Origin of the sequence: Sporobacter termitidis DSM 10068, from assembly GCF_900130065.1 — a bacterium.
Lineage (GTDB): Bacteria > Bacillota > Clostridia > Oscillospirales > Oscillospiraceae > Sporobacter > Sporobacter termitidis.
Genome location: NZ_FQXV01000017.1, coordinates 1 through 15862, shown reverse-complemented (window position 1 = coordinate 15862; position 15862 = coordinate 1). Strand labels below are relative to the sequence as shown.

At 50.4% G+C, this 15862-nt stretch carries 21 protein-coding genes, 4 tRNA genes and 1 pseudogene; 9 read left to right on the top strand and 17 right to left on the bottom strand.

The window, feature by feature from the left end; translation table 11 throughout:
- Window positions 1-42: 42 nt before the first annotated feature.
- Window positions 43-552 carry a Shedu anti-phage system protein SduA domain-containing protein gene (locus BUB60_RS17575; RefSeq protein ID WP_278277530.1) on the bottom strand — a complete coding sequence of 170 codons (510 nt, stop codon included), beginning with the start codon at window positions 550-552 and terminating at the stop codon, window positions 43-45.
- A gap of 579 nt (window positions 553-1131) precedes the next feature.
- Between BUB60_RS17575 and BUB60_RS17570 the strand changes: the two genes are divergently transcribed.
- The 3 genes from BUB60_RS17570 to BUB60_RS17560 all read left to right on the top strand — a co-directional run bounded on the left by BUB60_RS17570 (window position 1132) and on the right by BUB60_RS17560 (window position 3567).
- Window positions 1132-1365 (top strand): hypothetical protein, encoded by a 234-nt coding sequence (locus BUB60_RS17570; protein ID WP_073082200.1) that lies wholly within the window; start codon window positions 1132-1134, stop codon window positions 1363-1365.
- Between the two features lie 239 nt (window positions 1366-1604).
- Window positions 1605-2285, top strand: coding sequence for a DUF5050 domain-containing protein (locus tag BUB60_RS17565; protein WP_159435456.1), 681 nt, complete (start codon window positions 1605-1607; stop codon window positions 2283-2285).
- Window positions 2286-3327: 1042 nt separating this feature from the next.
- The gene (locus BUB60_RS17560) at window positions 3328-3567 is read left to right on the top strand and encodes a hypothetical protein (RefSeq protein ID WP_073082192.1); all 240 of its coding nucleotides are present in this window, start codon (window positions 3328-3330) and stop codon (window positions 3565-3567) included.
- A 375-nt stretch (window positions 3568-3942) separates the two neighbouring features.
- On the opposite strand, the gene BUB60_RS17555 is transcribed toward BUB60_RS17560, so the two are convergent.
- The 4 genes from BUB60_RS17555 to BUB60_RS17540 all read right to left on the bottom strand — a co-directional run bounded on the left by BUB60_RS17555 (window position 3943) and on the right by BUB60_RS17540 (window position 7545).
- A tRNA-Thr gene (locus BUB60_RS17555) sits at window positions 3943-4018 on the bottom strand.
- Window positions 4019-4199: 181 nt separating this feature from the next.
- A complete protein-coding gene (locus BUB60_RS17550; RefSeq protein WP_073082188.1) occupies window positions 4200-5108 on the bottom strand; it encodes an RluA family pseudouridine synthase in 909 nt (302 codons plus the stop codon).
- Window positions 5109-5127: 19 nt separating this feature from the next.
- Entirely contained in the window at window positions 5128-6501 is a 1374-nt protein-coding gene (locus BUB60_RS17545) for a UDP-N-acetylmuramoyl-tripeptide--D-alanyl-D-alanine ligase (RefSeq protein WP_084726588.1), read from the bottom strand.
- Between the two features lie 6 nt (window positions 6502-6507).
- Window positions 6508-7545 (bottom strand): D-alanine--D-alanine ligase family protein, encoded by a 1038-nt coding sequence (locus BUB60_RS17540; RefSeq protein WP_073082185.1) that lies wholly within the window; start codon window positions 7543-7545, stop codon window positions 6508-6510.
- Window positions 7546-7702: 157 nt separating this feature from the next.
- On the opposite strand from BUB60_RS17540, the gene BUB60_RS17535 reads away from it, so the two are divergent.
- The 5 genes from BUB60_RS17535 to BUB60_RS17520 all read left to right on the top strand — a co-directional run bounded on the left by BUB60_RS17535 (window position 7703) and on the right by BUB60_RS17520 (window position 8771).
- Window positions 7703-7779 (top strand) — tRNA-Met (locus BUB60_RS17535).
- A gap of 187 nt (window positions 7780-7966) precedes the next feature.
- A tRNA-Glu gene (locus BUB60_RS17530) sits at window positions 7967-8038 on the top strand.
- Between the two features lie 25 nt (window positions 8039-8063).
- A tRNA-Val gene (locus tag BUB60_RS17525) sits at window positions 8064-8137 on the top strand.
- A 237-nt stretch (window positions 8138-8374) separates the two neighbouring features.
- Window positions 8375-8539: a hypothetical protein gene (locus BUB60_RS20240; protein ID WP_159435454.1), complete on the top strand. Its 165-nt coding sequence runs from the start codon at window positions 8375-8377 to the stop codon at window positions 8537-8539.
- A 43-nt stretch (window positions 8540-8582) separates the two neighbouring features.
- Entirely contained in the window at window positions 8583-8771 is a 189-nt protein-coding gene (locus BUB60_RS17520) for a hypothetical protein (RefSeq protein ID WP_073082182.1), read from the top strand.
- Window positions 8772-8820: 49 nt separating this feature from the next.
- On the opposite strand, the gene BUB60_RS17515 is transcribed toward BUB60_RS17520, so the two are convergent.
- Together BUB60_RS17515 and BUB60_RS17510 are read right to left on the bottom strand one after the other, a co-directional pair.
- Window positions 8821-9036, bottom strand: a complete 216-nt coding sequence (locus tag BUB60_RS17515) for a hypothetical protein (RefSeq protein WP_073082178.1) — start codon at window positions 9034-9036, stop codon at window positions 8821-8823.
- Window positions 9037-9097: 61 nt separating this feature from the next.
- Window positions 9098-9328 carry a hypothetical protein gene (locus tag BUB60_RS17510; RefSeq protein ID WP_073082174.1) on the bottom strand — a complete coding sequence of 77 codons (231 nt, stop codon included), beginning with the start codon at window positions 9326-9328 and terminating at the stop codon, window positions 9098-9100.
- 163 nt (window positions 9329-9491) lie between these two features.
- Here BUB60_RS17510 and BUB60_RS17505 point away from each other — a divergent pair, with 163 nt between their 5' ends.
- Complete coding sequence (locus BUB60_RS17505) at window positions 9492-9677, top strand: hypothetical protein (protein ID WP_073082171.1); 186 nt, start codon at window positions 9492-9494, stop codon at window positions 9675-9677.
- 52 nt (window positions 9678-9729) lie between these two features.
- On the opposite strand, the gene BUB60_RS17500 is transcribed toward BUB60_RS17505, so the two are convergent.
- The 10 genes and pseudogenes from BUB60_RS17500 to BUB60_RS17455 all read right to left on the bottom strand — a co-directional run.
- Window positions 9730-10410 (bottom strand): Rha family transcriptional regulator, encoded by a 681-nt coding sequence (locus tag BUB60_RS17500; protein ID WP_073082168.1) that lies wholly within the window; start codon window positions 10408-10410, stop codon window positions 9730-9732.
- Window positions 10411-10515: 105 nt separating this feature from the next.
- Window positions 10516-10707, bottom strand: a complete 192-nt coding sequence (locus BUB60_RS17495) for a helix-turn-helix domain-containing protein (protein WP_073082165.1) — start codon at window positions 10705-10707, stop codon at window positions 10516-10518.
- Between the two features lie 139 nt (window positions 10708-10846).
- On the bottom strand, window positions 10847-11590 hold the full coding sequence (locus BUB60_RS17490; RefSeq protein ID WP_073082162.1) for a glycoside hydrolase domain-containing protein: 744 nt from the start codon (window positions 11588-11590) through the stop codon (window positions 10847-10849).
- Window positions 11587-11772, bottom strand: a complete 186-nt coding sequence (locus tag BUB60_RS17485; RefSeq protein WP_084726587.1) for a hypothetical protein — start codon at window positions 11770-11772, stop codon at window positions 11587-11589. Before BUB60_RS17485 ends, BUB60_RS17490 begins: the two co-directional genes overlap by 4 nt.
- A 15-nt stretch (window positions 11773-11787) precedes the next feature.
- Window positions 11788-12132, bottom strand: a complete 345-nt coding sequence (locus BUB60_RS17480; protein WP_073082159.1) for a hypothetical protein — start codon at window positions 12130-12132, stop codon at window positions 11788-11790.
- Window positions 12133-12215: 83 nt separating this feature from the next.
- Window positions 12216-12392, bottom strand: coding sequence for a hypothetical protein (locus BUB60_RS20235; RefSeq protein WP_159435453.1), 177 nt, complete (start codon window positions 12390-12392; stop codon window positions 12216-12218).
- A 19-nt stretch (window positions 12393-12411) separates the two neighbouring features.
- Window positions 12412-12837, bottom strand: coding sequence for a hypothetical protein (locus tag BUB60_RS17470; RefSeq protein ID WP_143162402.1), 426 nt, complete (start codon window positions 12835-12837; stop codon window positions 12412-12414).
- 12 nt (window positions 12838-12849) lie between these two features.
- Complete coding sequence (locus BUB60_RS17465) at window positions 12850-13809, bottom strand: DUF6273 domain-containing protein (protein WP_073082150.1); 960 nt, start codon at window positions 13807-13809, stop codon at window positions 12850-12852.
- A gap of 12 nt (window positions 13810-13821) precedes the next feature.
- On the bottom strand, window positions 13822-14964 hold the full coding sequence (locus BUB60_RS20230) for a hypothetical protein (RefSeq protein WP_073082147.1): 1143 nt from the start codon (window positions 14962-14964) through the stop codon (window positions 13822-13824).
- A gap of 12 nt (window positions 14965-14976) precedes the next feature.
- Window positions 14977-15862 (bottom strand): annotated as a pseudogene (locus tag BUB60_RS17455) (hypothetical protein); the annotation flags it as partial.

The window sequence follows — 15862 nt, the reverse complement described above, 5'->3', positions numbered from 1 at the left end:
TCCCCCATTCCAAGGTTGATGCGCAACTTTCAACAACATTGACTACCTATAACGATATATTTGAAACCGAGCCATTTCAATGAACTCATCATAAGCGAGTATGGTTACATTTCTTTGCTCACGCAACAATCTTCGTTGTTCAGATGTAAAATCTTGGCTATGCCCCATGATTAGGTATTTCTGTGGATGAAGCACTTTAACTCCTTTGTTTTTTTCTAGCCAATCTATATTAACATATTGCGAGCACCATTCATCATAACGATTTAATTGTGCAATAGCGGCATCTATTTCATGGGAGGGCTGTTGCCTTTCTTTTGAACCAACAAGGCTCTTAGATTTCAGATGAGGTTTTTTAAATTCAAATATATCACAAAATCCATCCATGCGTTCCGGCATAAAGTCAGGCTTCAAATCGTGCATATCCGTTTTATATTGCCATTCTAGCAGAATTTGTGGGTTTAGACGGTTAGTACCAAAAGCATACTGCATTATTTCTGGATTCATCTCTAAAAAATCCGTTATCTGAACTTCACTTGTTTTATCTAAACTAATTAGCTCTATTAGTTAGTACACCAACTCTAATCTTTTGCGGATAAGGAAATGCCGGATTGAGAGAATTTCGCCTATCAGGATGTGCTTCTAGATAATCATTAATTCTAATAAAGACCTTATTATTCAGGTCATCTCCGATACTCTTAATTAACTCAGTTATTTGTTCTTCCAAGCACATGTAAGTCTGCACCCCATTCATTGATGCATTGTCTTTGTAGTCTCAAGTCCTATTATAGAGAATATTATAACATTTTTAGTGTGTTTTTGGTAGAAACTTAGCAAATTTCGGTAAGTCCTTTTTACGGGCATGTCCCCGGCGTCAGCAGCTTCTTTAATAATGTGCGATTCTGATGTGAGCCTTGCTGAGAACCATATTCGGAACGCAGGCTTATGATCTACGGTTTTAAGACGGCAGACAAGTGGGATTAGTCTATTAAGCGGCCATCTAGCCAGTGTATTACTCCCTTAAGAGAAGTTGTGCTCGTGCTATTCGACAGAATCAGTCATCCTTTTAAGTATGGTTCCTGTATTATTAGATAAATTATGGTAATAATTGCATTATAGCAAAGGAGGATTATTATGCCACGAGGAGTAAAAAGGGAAAGAAACATCGGCGAAGAAATAAGTTTAATTAACACTAAGATTACTGAGTACGAATCAAAGATCAAGACACTGAAATCACAGCTCGTTTTCTTACAAAAAGAACAGGAGCAGAACGACCTCCGAAACCTCAATAAGATTTTAAACGAATCTGGATTATCCGTTGATGAGGTCGCAAAGCTTATCAAGAAACCAAATAGTGAAATAGCATAATAAAGTCGCGCTCTTATATAGGGCGCGATTTTTTCATTAAAAGTGATATATGTGTAATACTGACACAGGTAAAACGCGCAGCTTAATTAGAATTTCTTTTTACTCTTCGCTCCACTTGTTCCACTTTCGTATTCGTTGCATGTTCAAAAAGGACATTGAAACAGCTGAGGTTAATGCTGATAAAGAGCTTCAAGAGGCTGGCTGTCCACCGACGCAACCCTGACGGACTAATATACAAAGTGCGTAAGGACGGAACGGAAAACACGCTGATTACTTCAGCGGATACGCAAAGTGGCTTTATGCAGGGCTACACAACGCAAAATTTGAGCATGGTAGATACAATGGTGGTTGTTGATAATTATATTTATTGCAGAGTTAATAACAACGACCGCACAAAAGTAATATATAGGATTAACGTAGACAGCGGCGAAGTGGAACAACTACAACAATTAAGCGCATTGACCAGTGGACTTACTGTATATGACGGCTGGATATATTACAGCAAAAGCGAAGACAACGCTTGGAAAACTTATAGAATACGGACAGATGGAACGGAAAATACAAAGATAGCAGATTTTCAAGTATCTTCTACCAACATAGTAAACGATAAAATTTACTATGTATACGGAGATGGAGCGCAGATATACAGCATGGATTTAGACGGCGCAAATAACGAGCGCATAGCGGACGGCATTAAGGCTGTGAAAATAAACGTAGTAGGCGACTGGATTTATTTTACAAATACCTCAGCGATATACAAAATAAAGACGGACGGAACGGAAAAGACAAAGCTATGCGACTTTCCCAGCAGTAATTTTATTGATATGAACGTGTTGAATGACTGGATTTACTTGACGGGCAATGGATTTAATATGCACAAGGTAAAGACAGACGGGAGCGAATTGCAGGAGGTAAAATAAAGCGAGGAAAACACGCCTAATACTGTCGGCGTGTTTTCCTTTTTATAAAAAACAACCGCGCCCAATATTTCAAGCGCGGTTTTGAGGACTGTATTCGCTTTGTATTCAGCGCATAGGACCTAATGCGTTTCGCTTTAGAATGTGCCGATGAAGTTTACGGTAATAGTAGGTGTAATATAGAGTCGGCTTTTTCCCGACCTAACAGGTTCAATGATTATTTGCTTGGCTTTATTAATCTCCAATAGAGTATGTTTTCAGACATAATTATATCACTATTTTGGGATTCGAGGAAGCAGACGCGACATACAATTTTGGCCCCAGCAATGGGGCGACCGTATTAAATCAACCGGCTTCCTTTCGCGGAAGCCGGTTTGATTTTATGCTTACTTTCATAAATGACCAGTTATAAACTAATACGTACCGAAACCCCCATTGCTTAAAGAAATGCTATCGTGGCTTGGGGCTTTAGTTTTTTTTACTGCTTCATTTTTAAGTACTTGCGACTTTTTTTATTGAAGTCCTAATATCTCTTTTTACCTTAAACGTATTGATCATTTCATTGAGCTGTTCGGTCTGGCCGAATAATTCCACGCTGGCCGCAGCGCTTTCTTCAGACGTAGCGGCATTGTTCTGCACGACCTTACTCATAACAACTGATAAGTTCTTTATTTGTCTATATAACCAGAAATATTTTTTAGTATTTCGACAACATATATATTGGAGTCAATTATTTTTGGCGCTGCATAAACTAAAAATGCCTGATTATTTCTATTTTCAATTTTAAAAAGAGATCGATTCGCTCGATTCTTTCAGCTAAAGCTTACGTCTTCTTTTGGCTCATCTGTAAATGGTACGATAAACTCTCTCAGGTTTAACTGGTTTGTAATACGGACCCATCTTTAAAACTGCATTCTGATAAATGTCAGCGCTGGAATCATGACATAACTTAATCGTAGTTAACAAGTTGGTAAACCTTAAACTGGTAGCCTTACAACTCTTAAATATTTGAAAAATAGGACGAAGATGTAGGAGATGAAAATATATGTTAATAATCGAACTAATTATTAATGCCATCGAGAATGGGAAAATTAATGCTGCTGAAGGACTTATACGAGAAGCGTTGGATAGGGGCATTGCACCCACTATCATCCTGGAACAAGGTATTAGGCATTCCATACCGGTAATGCTGGAGCACTATAATGAAGTCCTTGATTCTGAAAAAAAGCAAATGATGCAGAAGCTCCAAGACGATTTCTATGTAAAATCTGAACGTGGCTCATGAAAATCGGCAAATATTTTGTTCTATGAGAGACTGCCGAGGCATAAATACATCGTCTTCGGCAGAAATTTGGCCGCAAAATTACACACCATACGCATAGTGCAGTAGGTGCAGCATAAGCACCGTTGATAATTTATTAACAAAATTCTTAGCAGGCTTTTAAAAGAGGATGGTTACATATGCGGGTTTAGCAACAAGAGCAAGCATTAAATGTCCTGACTGAAAAATAACAAAAGCAAAGAGCGGTTTCAACCCGCAAGATGTAAAAACCGCTCCATTGCTGGATTTTTAGTGGTTTTCTGCCCGTTTCGAGTTTATTTCGGAAAAGAAAATCCCTGTGCTTACGCTCGATTGGAGCACTGCAAACACAGGGTTTTTTGGAGCATCTAGGCAGATTCGAACTGCCGACCTCATCCTTACCAAGGATGCGCTCTGCCGACTGAGCTATAGATGCGTTTTCAATTTTTGCCGGGGCGGATACGACGCTTAAGCATTATATAATCCCTTATAGATTATGTCAAGCCTTTAAATTCTGGTTGGCGACTTATTTTTTACTTGAGGCGCCGGCCAGCAAAATTGTCGGGCGCGCCTGGGCTTTTAATATCTTGAATAATAATTCAATTTATCCATGAGCGTTACTTCACAAAGCTTTTAAAGTAATCCGGCAAGGGGGCTGTCAGCTTAAGGCGACGGCCGGAGACGGGTTCGGTAAAAGAGAGCTTTTCGGCGTGCAGCGCCTGAGCGGCGAGGCCGAGGCGGGCTGAGATATCTTGGGAAAAGGCCGTATTATACAGGTGGTCGCCGAGGATCGGATGTCCGAACGCGAGACAATGGACGCGGATCTGATGGGTCCGCCCCGTCTCGAGCCGCAGGCGCAGCGACGATACCGTATCGCCGTCTATTTCCGTGACCGCCGTTGTCTCATAATGCGTGACCGCGCGCTGGCCGTCGGGCGCGGCGACGCGCAGCATGTCGCCTTCCCGCAGCCGCCGGATCGGCAGGTCGATGGTGCCGGCGGGCTTGTCCATCACGCCGGCTATCAGAGCGGCGTACTCCTTCTCCGCGTCCCCGGCCAGCGCCTGGCCCGCCCTGGCTTTCATGTGGCTGTTTTTCGCAAACAGCACCACGCCCGACGTGTCGCGGTCCAGACGGTTGACGGCGTGGCAGCGGCCGTCGCCCGAGGTTCTCTCAAGATATCCGGCGACGAAGTTTGACAACGTCCCCGTGTACCGCGCGCGGGACGGGTGTGTGATCAGGCCTGAGGGCTTGTTCACCGCCAGGAGCCCCGCGTCCTCGTACAGAATATCGAGTCCGCCCTCTTCGGGCACGATATCGCAGGGTGGCTCCGCGGCTGTGACGTCCACAGAAAGCGTCTCTCCTGGCGTCAGGCGCCTGTCGGTAAAGACGGGCGCGCCGTCCACAAAGATCGCGCCGGCGCGTTTAAGCCGGCGCGTCAGCGTGTCGGAAATCATAAGCTCCCGCCGCAGGACGATATAAACCTTTCGCCCGGCGTCTTTTTCCCCGGCGCTGTATGTCAGACGCATAAGTAATCCCCACAATAACTCAGCTGAGCTTTTTGAGCTCCTCGGCGATCTCCTCGAAATGCATGGAATGGGAGGCTTTGACCAGCACGCTGTCGCCCTTTTTAATGAGTGAGGGCAAAACGGCGAAGAGCGCCTCCTTCATTGGGAAGTGCCAGGCCTCCATCTCCACGCCTGTGGAAACGAGCCCCTTATAAATGAACTCCGCCTTGGCGCCGCAGCAGACGAGGCAGTCAATGCCGCTCTTCGCCACCAGCGTGCCGAGCGCGCGGTGCAGCGCGTCGGCCTCATAGCCCAGCTCCGTCATATCGCCGAGGATCGCCACCCTGCGGCCCTCCAGCGTCGCCAGTGACCGGACGGACGCCGCCATGGAGTTGGGGTTGGCGTTATAGCAGTCATCGATGAGCGTGATATAGCCGGTATCGACAATGTTCGCGCGGCCGCCCACAGGGGCATAATTGAGCAGACCGAGCCTGATATCCTCGTCACCGAGGCCCAGGTGCCGGCCGATGGCCGCCGCGGGCAGCGCGCCGAGCACCATATGGCTCCCAAAGGCGGGTATCCGCACGCCAAGGCAGCCGCTGCCGCTCACAATGTCGCAGGAGACGTCGGTCGTCCCGAGCGGATGGATGTTAACGGCCCGGAAATCGTTTTTTTCCCCGAGACCGAAGGTAAGCTTTTTGATCCCGGGATCAAAGGACGCCAGCAGCGTGTCGTCGCCGTTCACCACCGCCAGCCCGTCGGGCTTCATGTACTCGAAAACCTCGCTCTTTGCCCGGAGCACGCCGTTCAGGTCCCCCAGCTGCTCCAGGTGGCAGTAGCCGATGGCCGTCATCAGGCAGATATCGGGCCGCACCATTTTGCTCAGGCGGCGCATCTCCCCAAAATCGCTGATACCCATTTCAACGACGGCGGCCTCGTGCTCCTCCCGGAGGGACAGGAGCGTCAGCGGTACGCCGATTTCATTGTTGAGGTTCTCCGGCGTTTTCAGGACATTGAATTTCTGCGACAAAACGGCCGCGACCATTTCCTTTGCCGTCGTCTTGCCGACGCTGCCCGTGACGCCCACGACGGGGATATTGAAGAGACTCCTGTAATACTCCCCGAGAGCTTTCAGCGCCGCCAGCGTCGATTCCACGAGGACGTACGGCCCCCGCGCATCCGGCAGTACCTGTTCCGCCAGACAGCAGGAGGCGCCGGCGCCGAAGGCTTTATTCGCATAGCTGTGCCCGTCGACCCGCTCGCCGCGGATGCAGACAAACAGGCAGCCCTCGAAGGCCTCCCGGTTGTCGCGCACGACGCCGGTGATGCAGGCGCTTTTAAGAACGTCGTCGCCTATATATTCGCCGCCCGTGACGCGGGCAATCGTCTCCTGAGTCAGCGGTTTCATTCCCATAAAGGTTTACACTCCGTATTTTTTCAATGAATGGGCGATGATCGCCTCGCACAGATCATCGTAGGACATGCCGTCGGCGGCCGCCTCCTGCGGCAGGAGGCTTGTCGGCGTGAGCCCCGGCAGCGTGTTCCCCTCCAGGCACCAGACCTCGCCGGTCTCGTCGACGATGAAATCCATGCGCCCGTAAACGTCGAACATTAAAACCTCGTAGACCCGCTCGGCGGTCCGCTGGAGCTTTTCGGTGACCTCCGCGGGCAGGTCCGCCGGACAGTACTCGTCGGTCAGGCCGCTCTGATATTTGTTTTTATAATCGTAGAAGCCCGACTTTGGGCAGATCTCAATCACAGGGAACGCTTTTCCGGCAAGAACGCCGACGTCGCACTCGCGGCCTTTTATGTACTGCTCGACGATGACGTCGTCCTCATATTTAAAGGCCAGCTCAAGCGCCGCGCCGTACTCCTCCGGCGTTTTCACGACGGAGACGCCAACGGAGCTGCCGCGGGAGCGCGGCTTGACGACGCAGGGAAAGCCCACGTTTTCATAGTCCCGGTCCTGTTTTTTCACCGTTATGCCGCGGGGCGTTTTGACGCCGCCGACCTCAAAGAGCTTTTTGGCGACCTCCTTGTTCATGGCCACGGCGCTGCTCAGGTGGCCGCTCCCCGTGTATTTGATGCCCGCCATGTCAAAGGTGGCCTGGACCTTTCCGTCCTCCCCGTCCTCTCCGTGCAGCGCCATGAAGACGATGTCGGCGGCGCGGCAGATCTCAAGTATATTATCGCCCATGCGGCTGTCGTTAAACTGCTTGCGGCTGGCCTTCACGACCTCCAGGTCGGGGGCCGTTTCAGCAACGGCGGCGATGCCGTCGTCATATACCGTGTCAAAAATGCCCTTTGGATCGTCATAATGCTGCGGATAGCCAAAATAAAGATCGACAAGCACCGCCTTATGTCCCCGCCGGCGCAGCGCCGACGTCACCATTGTCCCGCTTGTGATCGACACGTCGCGCTCGGCGGACAGCCCGCCGCATAAAACTATGATGTTCAATCAATAACCTCCCATGCGCCAAGGCGCGCGAAATAAATGCCAGCCGCCCGGACACTGCATTTTACTATACACTAATAATTCAGTTTATACAATCAAAAACACTGTTGACAATAAATAAATCATAAAGTATAATAACCGTTGCCTGTCAGTGAGATATGGCGGTATAGCTCAGTTGGCTAGAGCACTCGGTTCATACCCGTGGTGTCACTGGTTCAAGTCCAGTTACCGCCACCAAACGGGGACGGATAACCTCCGTCCCCGTAAAAATCCAGGCAACCTTCGTCATTATCGTTCCCTGCCCCTCGGAGAGCGGAAGGGGTATCGAGCCGCCAGGCTCGTATCCAGGGGAAACTGGTTTCCCTTGGAAGATGCGGCCGGAGCCGCAGGCGACACATTTTCCGCAGAAAATGTCCGCATCCAGGGCCCGTTGGTCAAGCGGTTAAGACACCGCCCTTTCACGGCGGTAACACGAGTTCGATTCTCGTACGGGTCATTTAACCTTTATTATTTTCGCGTTTGGAGGCTTAGCTCAGCTGGTTAGAGCGCCTGCTTCACACGCAGGAGGTCGATGGTTCGAGCCCATTAGTCTCCATTTTAGCCCCGGTCGTCAGACCGGGGCTTTGTCATGCCATAAACCGCTGAATTTGCAGTGTTTTTTGTTCGTTAACGGCGCTTTCAACTTGCCGCATTTGCTTCAATGTTGATACGTTTTGTAAGCGTTTGACACATATTTTTGTGTCAAATTTATGTCACGGTTTTGCATCCCCTAATCACTGTCCGTCCTATCGCCCTCCCAATCACCTATACTGACATCAGGAGGGCAATCTATATGTACAAACTAGTAATAATAAACCACGCCAGTAAACGCACAGGCCTACACGCTGACGATTACCCGGACGACCTTATCAGAATCGGAGAGCGGCTGCTCAGGCGATTCCCGGACGGACAGTACGCCGTGATCGATGAGGCGGGCGCTGTCGTCTGGCCAGCATGATATTACACATCCCCTGGGCATAATACGCCTGGGGGATGTTGCTATGACCAAATACATTATACGCGTTATCGTGCCGGGCGGGGTTGTATACGAATACTCGGTGAAAACTCAGCGATTGGCCGAGCTCGAAGTTGAGCGCGTCAAGAAGGATGGATACCGGCACTACGAAGGCAATGCGGTGATTGAATATAGGTGGGTGCATGAAGTGACGTGGTTTAGGCGGGAGGAATAAAAAGGCCGGAGGGGTTAACCTCCGGCCTTTCTGCCCCAGCTGGCCATCGTCAGGCGGGGATTGCTTCGTCCGCTTTCCACTCTGCCTGTTTATCGATCCAGCCCGTAGCCTCGTTTTCCGTATCGAATATAGGCATGTTCATATTTATCTCGTATGGCTTCTCACCAAACAAACTTGTGGCAAACGCCCACCTGCCACTCGGCATATGGTGCAGAGTCGCGGTTTGCACTACCATGCCGTACTTTATTTTATTATATATCTTCATCGTCCTCATCCTTTCCCCGGCCTATTACCGGCCTATTACCGGACCGGGGCGGCACAATGGGTTACCAACCGAACTGCTTAATCAAATCGTCTCTATTTAGTATGATAGTGGTTACATAGTCGCCGCCGAGTAACGCGCGAACCCTATCTTGCGCTTTCTGAACTTTTGCAAATCCTTTCGCCCAGTCATCATCGTTTTGCGCGGCATTTTGCTTTGATAGTACGCAGTAACTTTTTACAGCTTCATATTTCTCTTTACATTCAAGAGCCTCTTTTATGCTGACCTGTGTCATTTTGTTTCCCTCCGTTTGTTCTTTATGGTCTTATTATACACCTACGTAATTGTATTTCAAGCAGGCAAAATACCAAAATGTACACGTGCGCAATTGTCTATTTTGTACACTTGTATATGTGCATATCGCGGTATATAATAATGACTAGAATGGAGTTGGTATTGTGCCCGTCAGCGAAGCAAAAAAGAAAGCTAATAAAAAATGGAATGAGGCCCACCCATACGACCGGGTTAGCCTGCTTTTAATCCCCCCGAATAATAAAGAATCGGTCATGAAACACGCGGCATCGCAAGGAAAAACGCTGAACGCCTACATCAACAATCTTATACGCGAGGACATGGACAAATAAAAAAAGGCCGCCAACCGTTACGGTGATTCCCGTTTCGGCCAGCGGCCTGCTGTTACGCAATAACTTTTACGTCGCCATGATCCGCTTTATACTTGTACCACTCAAGCGTCCTTTTGCGCTGTTCAAAATCCGGTATGGCAACCAACAGTCCGAAATCGATCTTCTGGAGCATGTCAATCATGGCAATCTGATCGTGGGTAAGATATGGTCTTATGCTCGTCCCCTTTGCAATTCCGTTCTTTTCCCTGAACTGCTTCGCCGATACGCCCAACACGATGCGGTTTAACATATCGCACTCGTTGCTGAAATGATACGGCTGTGGGTTGTCGTGCAGCAGCTTTATTTGCTGTGTCAGCAGCGGGAACTCTGTGCGTGACTCAACGAGCGTATCGATGAAATCTTCCATCTGATTGAACCGCTTTATGTATGCCTCTTTGAACTGCATGGCCTTAGCTCCGGAATATCCCATAACCAACAAGGAAAATCCGTCACGAGTCATATCGTAACATGGAAGTTTTCTACCCGTACTGTCCTTATAGTAGGACAGCGCAAAGTTGCGACCTCTAAACTCTTCACTAAGTCCAGATTTGGACTCAGTGATTTTTGCTATATCACGCAATACATGTTGATGGCTTTTCTCAAACATTTGGGCCACCATAAGGCTGCCCGCCCTTGCTGTGTCGCGCTTGTCTACAAATACGCCGTAATCATCCATCGGAACAAGGTGTTTCATTAATACCTCCGTCAAATTTAGTGTTTGACAGATTATTCACCCTATGATTTAATTAATTAAGATTAATAATCTGCCGTGAGGAAATATCGGAGTGCGTCGCCAAACTCAGACCGATATTTCCTCATCTTTTTTTATCCAATTTAGAATCGCTTGCTTTTCAAATCTCCAACTGTCTCCTACTTTGAACCCCTTTAGGCGGCCGCTCTTCAATTCTCTGTGAAATGTCGTATAGCTGATGGAGAACATATCACATATTTGTTTGGCGGTCATAAGCTCTGGCATTGTGTTAAAGCCCATATTATTCCTCCTTATGTTATATAATAACAAATTCTATGTCGCCTTTTCAACAGCAGTTTTGATATTTGGAAAATATTAAGAAAAACGCCCCGGGCGCGGTATTATCCGTTGCCCGGGGCGTTTCGAGTGATATTGACTTTTACAGCAGTCCCAGTTTCTCCAGCGTGGCAAGCATATGCTCCATCGTAACCGTGTCCTGCAAATGCAGATCACCATGCTCATCGCCAGTCAGACCCTTGGCAATGGCTTTCTGGACGGCGCTGGCGGCCCAATCGCTCGGCTTGTTCTCCACCGGGTTCACCTCTTCTCTGTAGCTCCACATACCGGCATCGCCGTATGCCTCGTTCAGATCGACGCTGATGCCGGCGGCCGTCTGGCCGTTTTTGTATTGGTATACCTGGGCATGTGCGGACAACTTCCCGCTCGACCACGCATATGTCTGCCAAAATCCCTTACAGGCACCGCGTGCGGCCATGTCTTCAACGACGGCATAGCTGCCGTATATGCCGACCTCATAAGGCCCGGTCTGTGCTCTGGCGGCCCGCAGATACGATTCGATGTTATTCATGTCGGTCGCCCGAGCGTCAAAGTCCGCCGCAAAATAGACGATGCCCGTAGCGGGCATACAGAGCGCCTGGACGGCCTTGTACGCCGCCGCACCGTCTGCACTGCCGGATGCCGCGCCGCCACGTGGGCGGTCTGCTGTGGTCTCGTAGACGCATAGGATGTCCAGCCCGGCAGCGGATATGATTTGAGCCTCGGCGGCATACATCTGCTTTGTAGTGCCAGCTATGTACCGGCAGGCGAAGTTATAGCCGCTGCGCACGAGGTCAGCGGCTATAGTGCTTGTGATGCGCGACGCGCAATCGATACCTTTGGTCATTTCGTCTGCCCCTTCTCGCTCTGGGTGCCGAAGTAGAACGCGACGACCATCATAGCAATGCTCATCACATTGTCCGCTGAAATTTTGCCGACGACGGCTAAGTAAACGAATACCGCAACGACGGCCAGCGTGACGATGGTCTTGACCTTAATCAGGGCCGCGAGGTTTTCAACGATTTTCATGATTTGTAATCCCTCCTAAATAAGATTCTGTACGCCCTGCTCGTCCATGAAGTCGCGCAGTTCGTGTTTGACATTGGCGGCGTACTCTCGGGCCGCTTTAACATTGCCGTTGCATTTAAATGCTGTGACTTTCCCCGATTCGTCTACCGCCAAACTCTGCATACACTCTGCCGTTGCGTCGCCGAGTGCGGCGGCGGCATTGATTCCGCGAAGCATGAGCGTCTCTTTCTTAACCCGGGCCTCATTGCGCTCCTTGTCCGCCTTGTCGTGCTTGTCAAACCGCCGCTTGATATAGGCCCCGAAAAGTGACATACAGATTGGTATGATAAGTAGTTTGAAAACCTCTAAAGCTGTTTCCATTATGACCGCCTCACTTTAAGCATAAAAATACCGCCATGAGGCGGCTTGCAATTATTCAGTGGCAGACTATGCTGCCATGTCTGCTATGCCAATACGATGCAATCGGCATTGCCGTCAAGCGTCAGTGTGCCGTCCACGGCGGCTTTGTACATTGCGAACAGCGGCATATTGACAAACCATGCCCGGTATCTGTCCTGCGCAGCGGCAAGCCCCTGCTCCTTCTTCGCCTTTTCGATGTCCGATACGATAACCCAAGCCATTTTATTTACCTCCATAAAATTATTCTCCGATTCCCATGATGTTTGGTAATGCATTTGTGCAAAAATCAATAAATGCGTTCAGCGTCATATCCGACTGCGCTTTGATTGCGTCTTGCTGCTTCTCCGCATACGTCTTCTGCGCCATGACGACGATATAGCGCTCCTCTGTGACCGCCGGTGTCGTATCCGTCCCCGGTGTTACAACGACGTCGGAGAGCGCTAGGGAGACGCGCAGCGTGTAGTTGTCGTGAGCGTATGCGCCGCTGTCGTCTGTCAGCGTGAGGCTGTCGGGCGGATTCTTGAAAAGCGTGTCGAGCTCTGCGAAGGTGGTTGCCTCTTTTGCAAAATGGAATTCCAAGGTGCTGCGGTTCGCGCCCTGAAAGTTTCTCTGCGATCCGACGACGTTGAGCACTTCTAAGTTTTGGCCGCCTATGGTTACTGTCAAATTAATCACCCCCTATACTGTTTTCCAGACACCGTCTATTTTTGTGTGTATCGATTCGATAGACTTCCATACCCCGCCGATATTTACTGCGCCGCTCTCGCAATCTTTCCATGCGCCGCCTATTTTGACCTTCATGTTTGCCAGCGGGTTTGTTGCGAACTGGAGTATGTAGGCACCGTCGGTATCCGCAGCATCAGATACCAATGCGGAGGATAACAATTCCAACGCAGGCCGAATGCCCTGATATCCGTAATATGCATCACTGGATCCGCCGCCAGCGGGAATAGCATACCGTTGGACGCTTGAAGAACTTGAAATCGGAGTTCTTAGCCAGTATTGCCAGTTCTGAGAAGAAGACAGGGCTGCGTCCGTGTATTCGGACGCACTGACAGCTTCGGCTGTCGGCATAGCAAGACGGCTATTGTTGTCGCTGAAAAGGTCCCACTTTGATCCCTCCGCGATGCCGTTTTCGTTTGCTTGCCCAACTTCGGTTCTTGATAGGAGGTAGACTTTCCGGGTGATGTCTTCATAGCTGCCGCCATCGGTGACGGTGTTCCTCACTACACGGATTGTCGTATCTTGAATTGCATCTCTAAATGCCGTTTCAAAATGTGACAAAAATCCAGCCTCAGCGTCATACTCATTATAATTCGAATAGACGTTTGCGTTATTCGGCGGAGCATCATAGGTGTGCCGGGCGGAATACCAAGCGCCGGCGCCAGCCAAACTATTTAACCATTGGTCAATGTTGGAAACGCTGTACATATTATTCCCGCCAGCCGCACGGCCGCTGTTCGGGTTGCTGGCCTCTTTGGCGTCGAAACACTTCAAGGTGATAATTCGTTCAGTGCACAGCTTCACACGGCCACCTGAAATATGTCCTATCTTGAATCGGATGACGGCGCCGTTGTACGTCGTGTCGAGCGACTTTACCACCGCGCCGACAGCGAGATTGGATATTGGCTGCGCCATTTTTAGACCCTCCTACGCTTGGTACTTTATCCAGATATCGCCGTTGTTGCCGCCGCTCGGGTCCGCTGTGGAGAGGGTGACATTGCGCATCTGCGCTGTGGTGTAGTTCGTGTTCGTTTGGGCGATTGCCGCGCCGGTGAATATCCCGCCAGCGATAGGCATAGCGCCGAGAGTGGCCAGCGCTGCTGGAGCCGTCGCCACGCCGGTACCACCGTTGGACACCGGAACTGGCCCAGTCGTATTGCCAAGGCCAAGGACATTCCTGGCCGCTGCAACGGTCATCTCGGTAAGCACTCCTGACGTGCCCGTAAACACCGGGAGACTCGGCGTCGTGCCGATTGCCCCAGCGTTGGTGATATTACCGTGCATGTGGCTTAGTGGAGCGAAAACCGCGCCGAGGACGGATTTAATATTGCTCCAGAGCGTTTTCCGCTTGCCATTCGCTGATGTGTCCTGATATGGAAAGTAGTCAGTATCTGCGATGGCCGTTTCTGCTGTGAGACCACTTATGCTTGCCGCCGTATCAGCATAGGCAAAGGCATCCTGATTTTTGTTTGTAGGGTCATAGACGGATTTTGTCATGTCGCCGGAGCCCGAGCCATTAGCGCCTTGATATACATCAAAATCAAACGTTGCGCCGCTTGTCATCGTTATGCGGTATGTATCGTACGTCCCCGGTGCGCCTGTGCCGCTTATTTGAGCTATTGACGCGATGCCGTTGCCGTTTGCGCCAGGATTGCCGCGCGGTACCACAAAATTGAGTATGAGATTTTCTGCCGTACCCGAATTTGATATGATTAGATCAGTACCGGGATCGCCGGTAGTATACGACCCGACCGTTATCGTAGCGGGACCGGGCGGGCCGGGCTCTCCAGCGGGTCCGGGTTCTCCTGCCGGTCCAGCCGGGCCGTCTGCGCCCGCAGGTCCCGGCGGGCCCTCGCCGATCTCCAGCAATAGCAACTGATAATGTACGCCGTCATTGGTTGGTGTGACGCCTGTGACCTCCTGTAGCGTGATATAGGCGTTGCCGCTGTACGTTATAAGGCTTTTGACCGGGTACGTCGTACCGGCGTTATATGCGCCACGCGGGGTTAAGCCGGTCGCAACCAAATCCTCTAACTGCTTGCCGGTGTACTTAAGTGTAAAGCTTGGCATTGTCTCACCCTCTTAGTAATAAATGATAATAACGCCTTTGCGGCCGGCACCGCCGAGACCGCCAGCGCCACCGAGGCCAGTTCGAGCGCCGGAGTATCCTTGCGATTGTCCGCCGCCACCGCCACCGTCGCCACCCTGGCCGCCTTGACCGTATCCCGTCGCATCCGCTCCGGGAGCTCCGATACCGCCATCGCCACCGCCACCATTGTACTGTGTATATGCAGCCGGGCTGCCTGTTCTTATGTATGTATCAATGTAATCACCGCGATACACACCGTCATTGTCGACATTACGGTAGTTATAGAGGTTAACGCCGCTAAGTACGTAACAATGGGTAACATCCGCAGCCGACGCCCCCGACGTAATTGTGACTGTCGATCCCGTTAAAGTGAACACGCCCGTATCAGCATTAAATGTAAAGTCCGAACGGCCTGTCATCGTCCCCGACCAAGTACCGCCGCCATGGAATGTGTAGGTGTAGTTGTATCCGCCAGATTTAGATACAGCCCCGCTCTGCCCCGCTAATCCATTGCCCGCCGAGCCTGCGCCGCCGCCATATCCGCCGTATGCTGTAACGCCGCCTAACGATGCCGGTGAACCGTTGGCTCCGGGGTGATAAGTGGTTTCGTTTTTCGTTACATTTGGCCCCACGCCTGACGATCCTGCCCCCGCGCCGCCCGCCAATTCCCCGGTATCGCCTTTTCGCCCTAAGATGAGGCCCGATTTTGGCTCAACATAGCCGGAGCCGTAGGCGTGGCCCGTTTCCGCGCTGATGCCATCAAATATGGTGTGTTCGCCGCAGGAATACTCTTTGACCGACAATGGGACGACGGTCAGGTCCATAACCAAAACCCTACCGCCGGGCCCGCCCTCTCCGGGTTCGCCGCCAGCGCCGGGA

What these genes read in the sequence shown, in the direction of transcription:
- BUB60_RS17570 (WP_073082200.1), top strand. Translation starts at nt 1,132, where the DNA reads ATGCCACGAGGAGTAAAAAGGGAAAGAAACATCGGCGAAGAAATAAGT.
- BUB60_RS17490 (WP_073082162.1), bottom strand. Translation starts at nt 11,590, where the DNA reads ATGACCAAAGGTATCGATTGCGCGTCGCGCATCACAAGCACTATAGCC.
- BUB60_RS20240 (WP_159435454.1), top strand. Translation starts at nt 8,375, where the DNA reads ATGTACAAACTAGTAATAATAAACCACGCCAGTAAACGCACAGGCCTA.
- BUB60_RS17485 (WP_084726587.1), bottom strand. Translation starts at nt 11,772, where the DNA reads ATGAAAATCGTTGAAAACCTCGCGGCCCTGATTAAGGTCAAGACCATC.
- BUB60_RS17500 (WP_073082168.1), bottom strand. Translation starts at nt 10,410, where the DNA reads ATGAAACACCTTGTTCCGATGGATGATTACGGCGTATTTGTAGACAAG.
- BUB60_RS20235 (WP_159435453.1), bottom strand. Translation starts at nt 12,392, where the DNA reads ATGGCTTGGGTTATCGTATCGGACATCGAAAAGGCGAAGAAGGAGCAG.
- BUB60_RS17515 (WP_073082178.1), bottom strand. Translation starts at nt 9,036, where the DNA reads ATGAAGATATATAATAAAATAAAGTACGGCATGGTAGTGCAAACCGCG.
- BUB60_RS17545 (WP_084726588.1), bottom strand. Translation starts at nt 6,501, where the DNA reads ATGGGAATGAAACCGCTGACTCAGGAGACGATTGCCCGCGTCACGGGC.
- BUB60_RS17560 (WP_073082192.1), top strand. Translation starts at nt 3,328, where the DNA reads ATGTTAATAATCGAACTAATTATTAATGCCATCGAGAATGGGAAAATT.
- BUB60_RS17550 (WP_073082188.1), bottom strand. Translation starts at nt 5,108, where the DNA reads ATGCGTCTGACATACAGCGCCGGGGAAAAAGACGCCGGGCGAAAGGTT.
- BUB60_RS20230 (WP_073082147.1), bottom strand. Translation starts at nt 14,964, where the DNA reads ATGCCAAGCTTTACACTTAAGTACACCGGCAAGCAGTTAGAGGATTTG.
- BUB60_RS17465 (WP_073082150.1), bottom strand. Translation starts at nt 13,809, where the DNA reads ATGGCGCAGCCAATATCCAATCTCGCTGTCGGCGCGGTGGTAAAGTCG.
- BUB60_RS17480 (WP_073082159.1), bottom strand. Translation starts at nt 12,132, where the DNA reads ATGGAAACAGCTTTAGAGGTTTTCAAACTACTTATCATACCAATCTGT.
- BUB60_RS17495 (WP_073082165.1), bottom strand. Translation starts at nt 10,707, where the DNA reads ATGGGCTTTAACACAATGCCAGAGCTTATGACCGCCAAACAAATATGT.
- BUB60_RS17510 (WP_073082174.1), bottom strand. Translation starts at nt 9,328, where the DNA reads ATGACACAGGTCAGCATAAAAGAGGCTCTTGAATGTAAAGAGAAATAT.
- BUB60_RS17520 (WP_073082182.1), top strand. Translation starts at nt 8,583, where the DNA reads ATGACCAAATACATTATACGCGTTATCGTGCCGGGCGGGGTTGTATAC.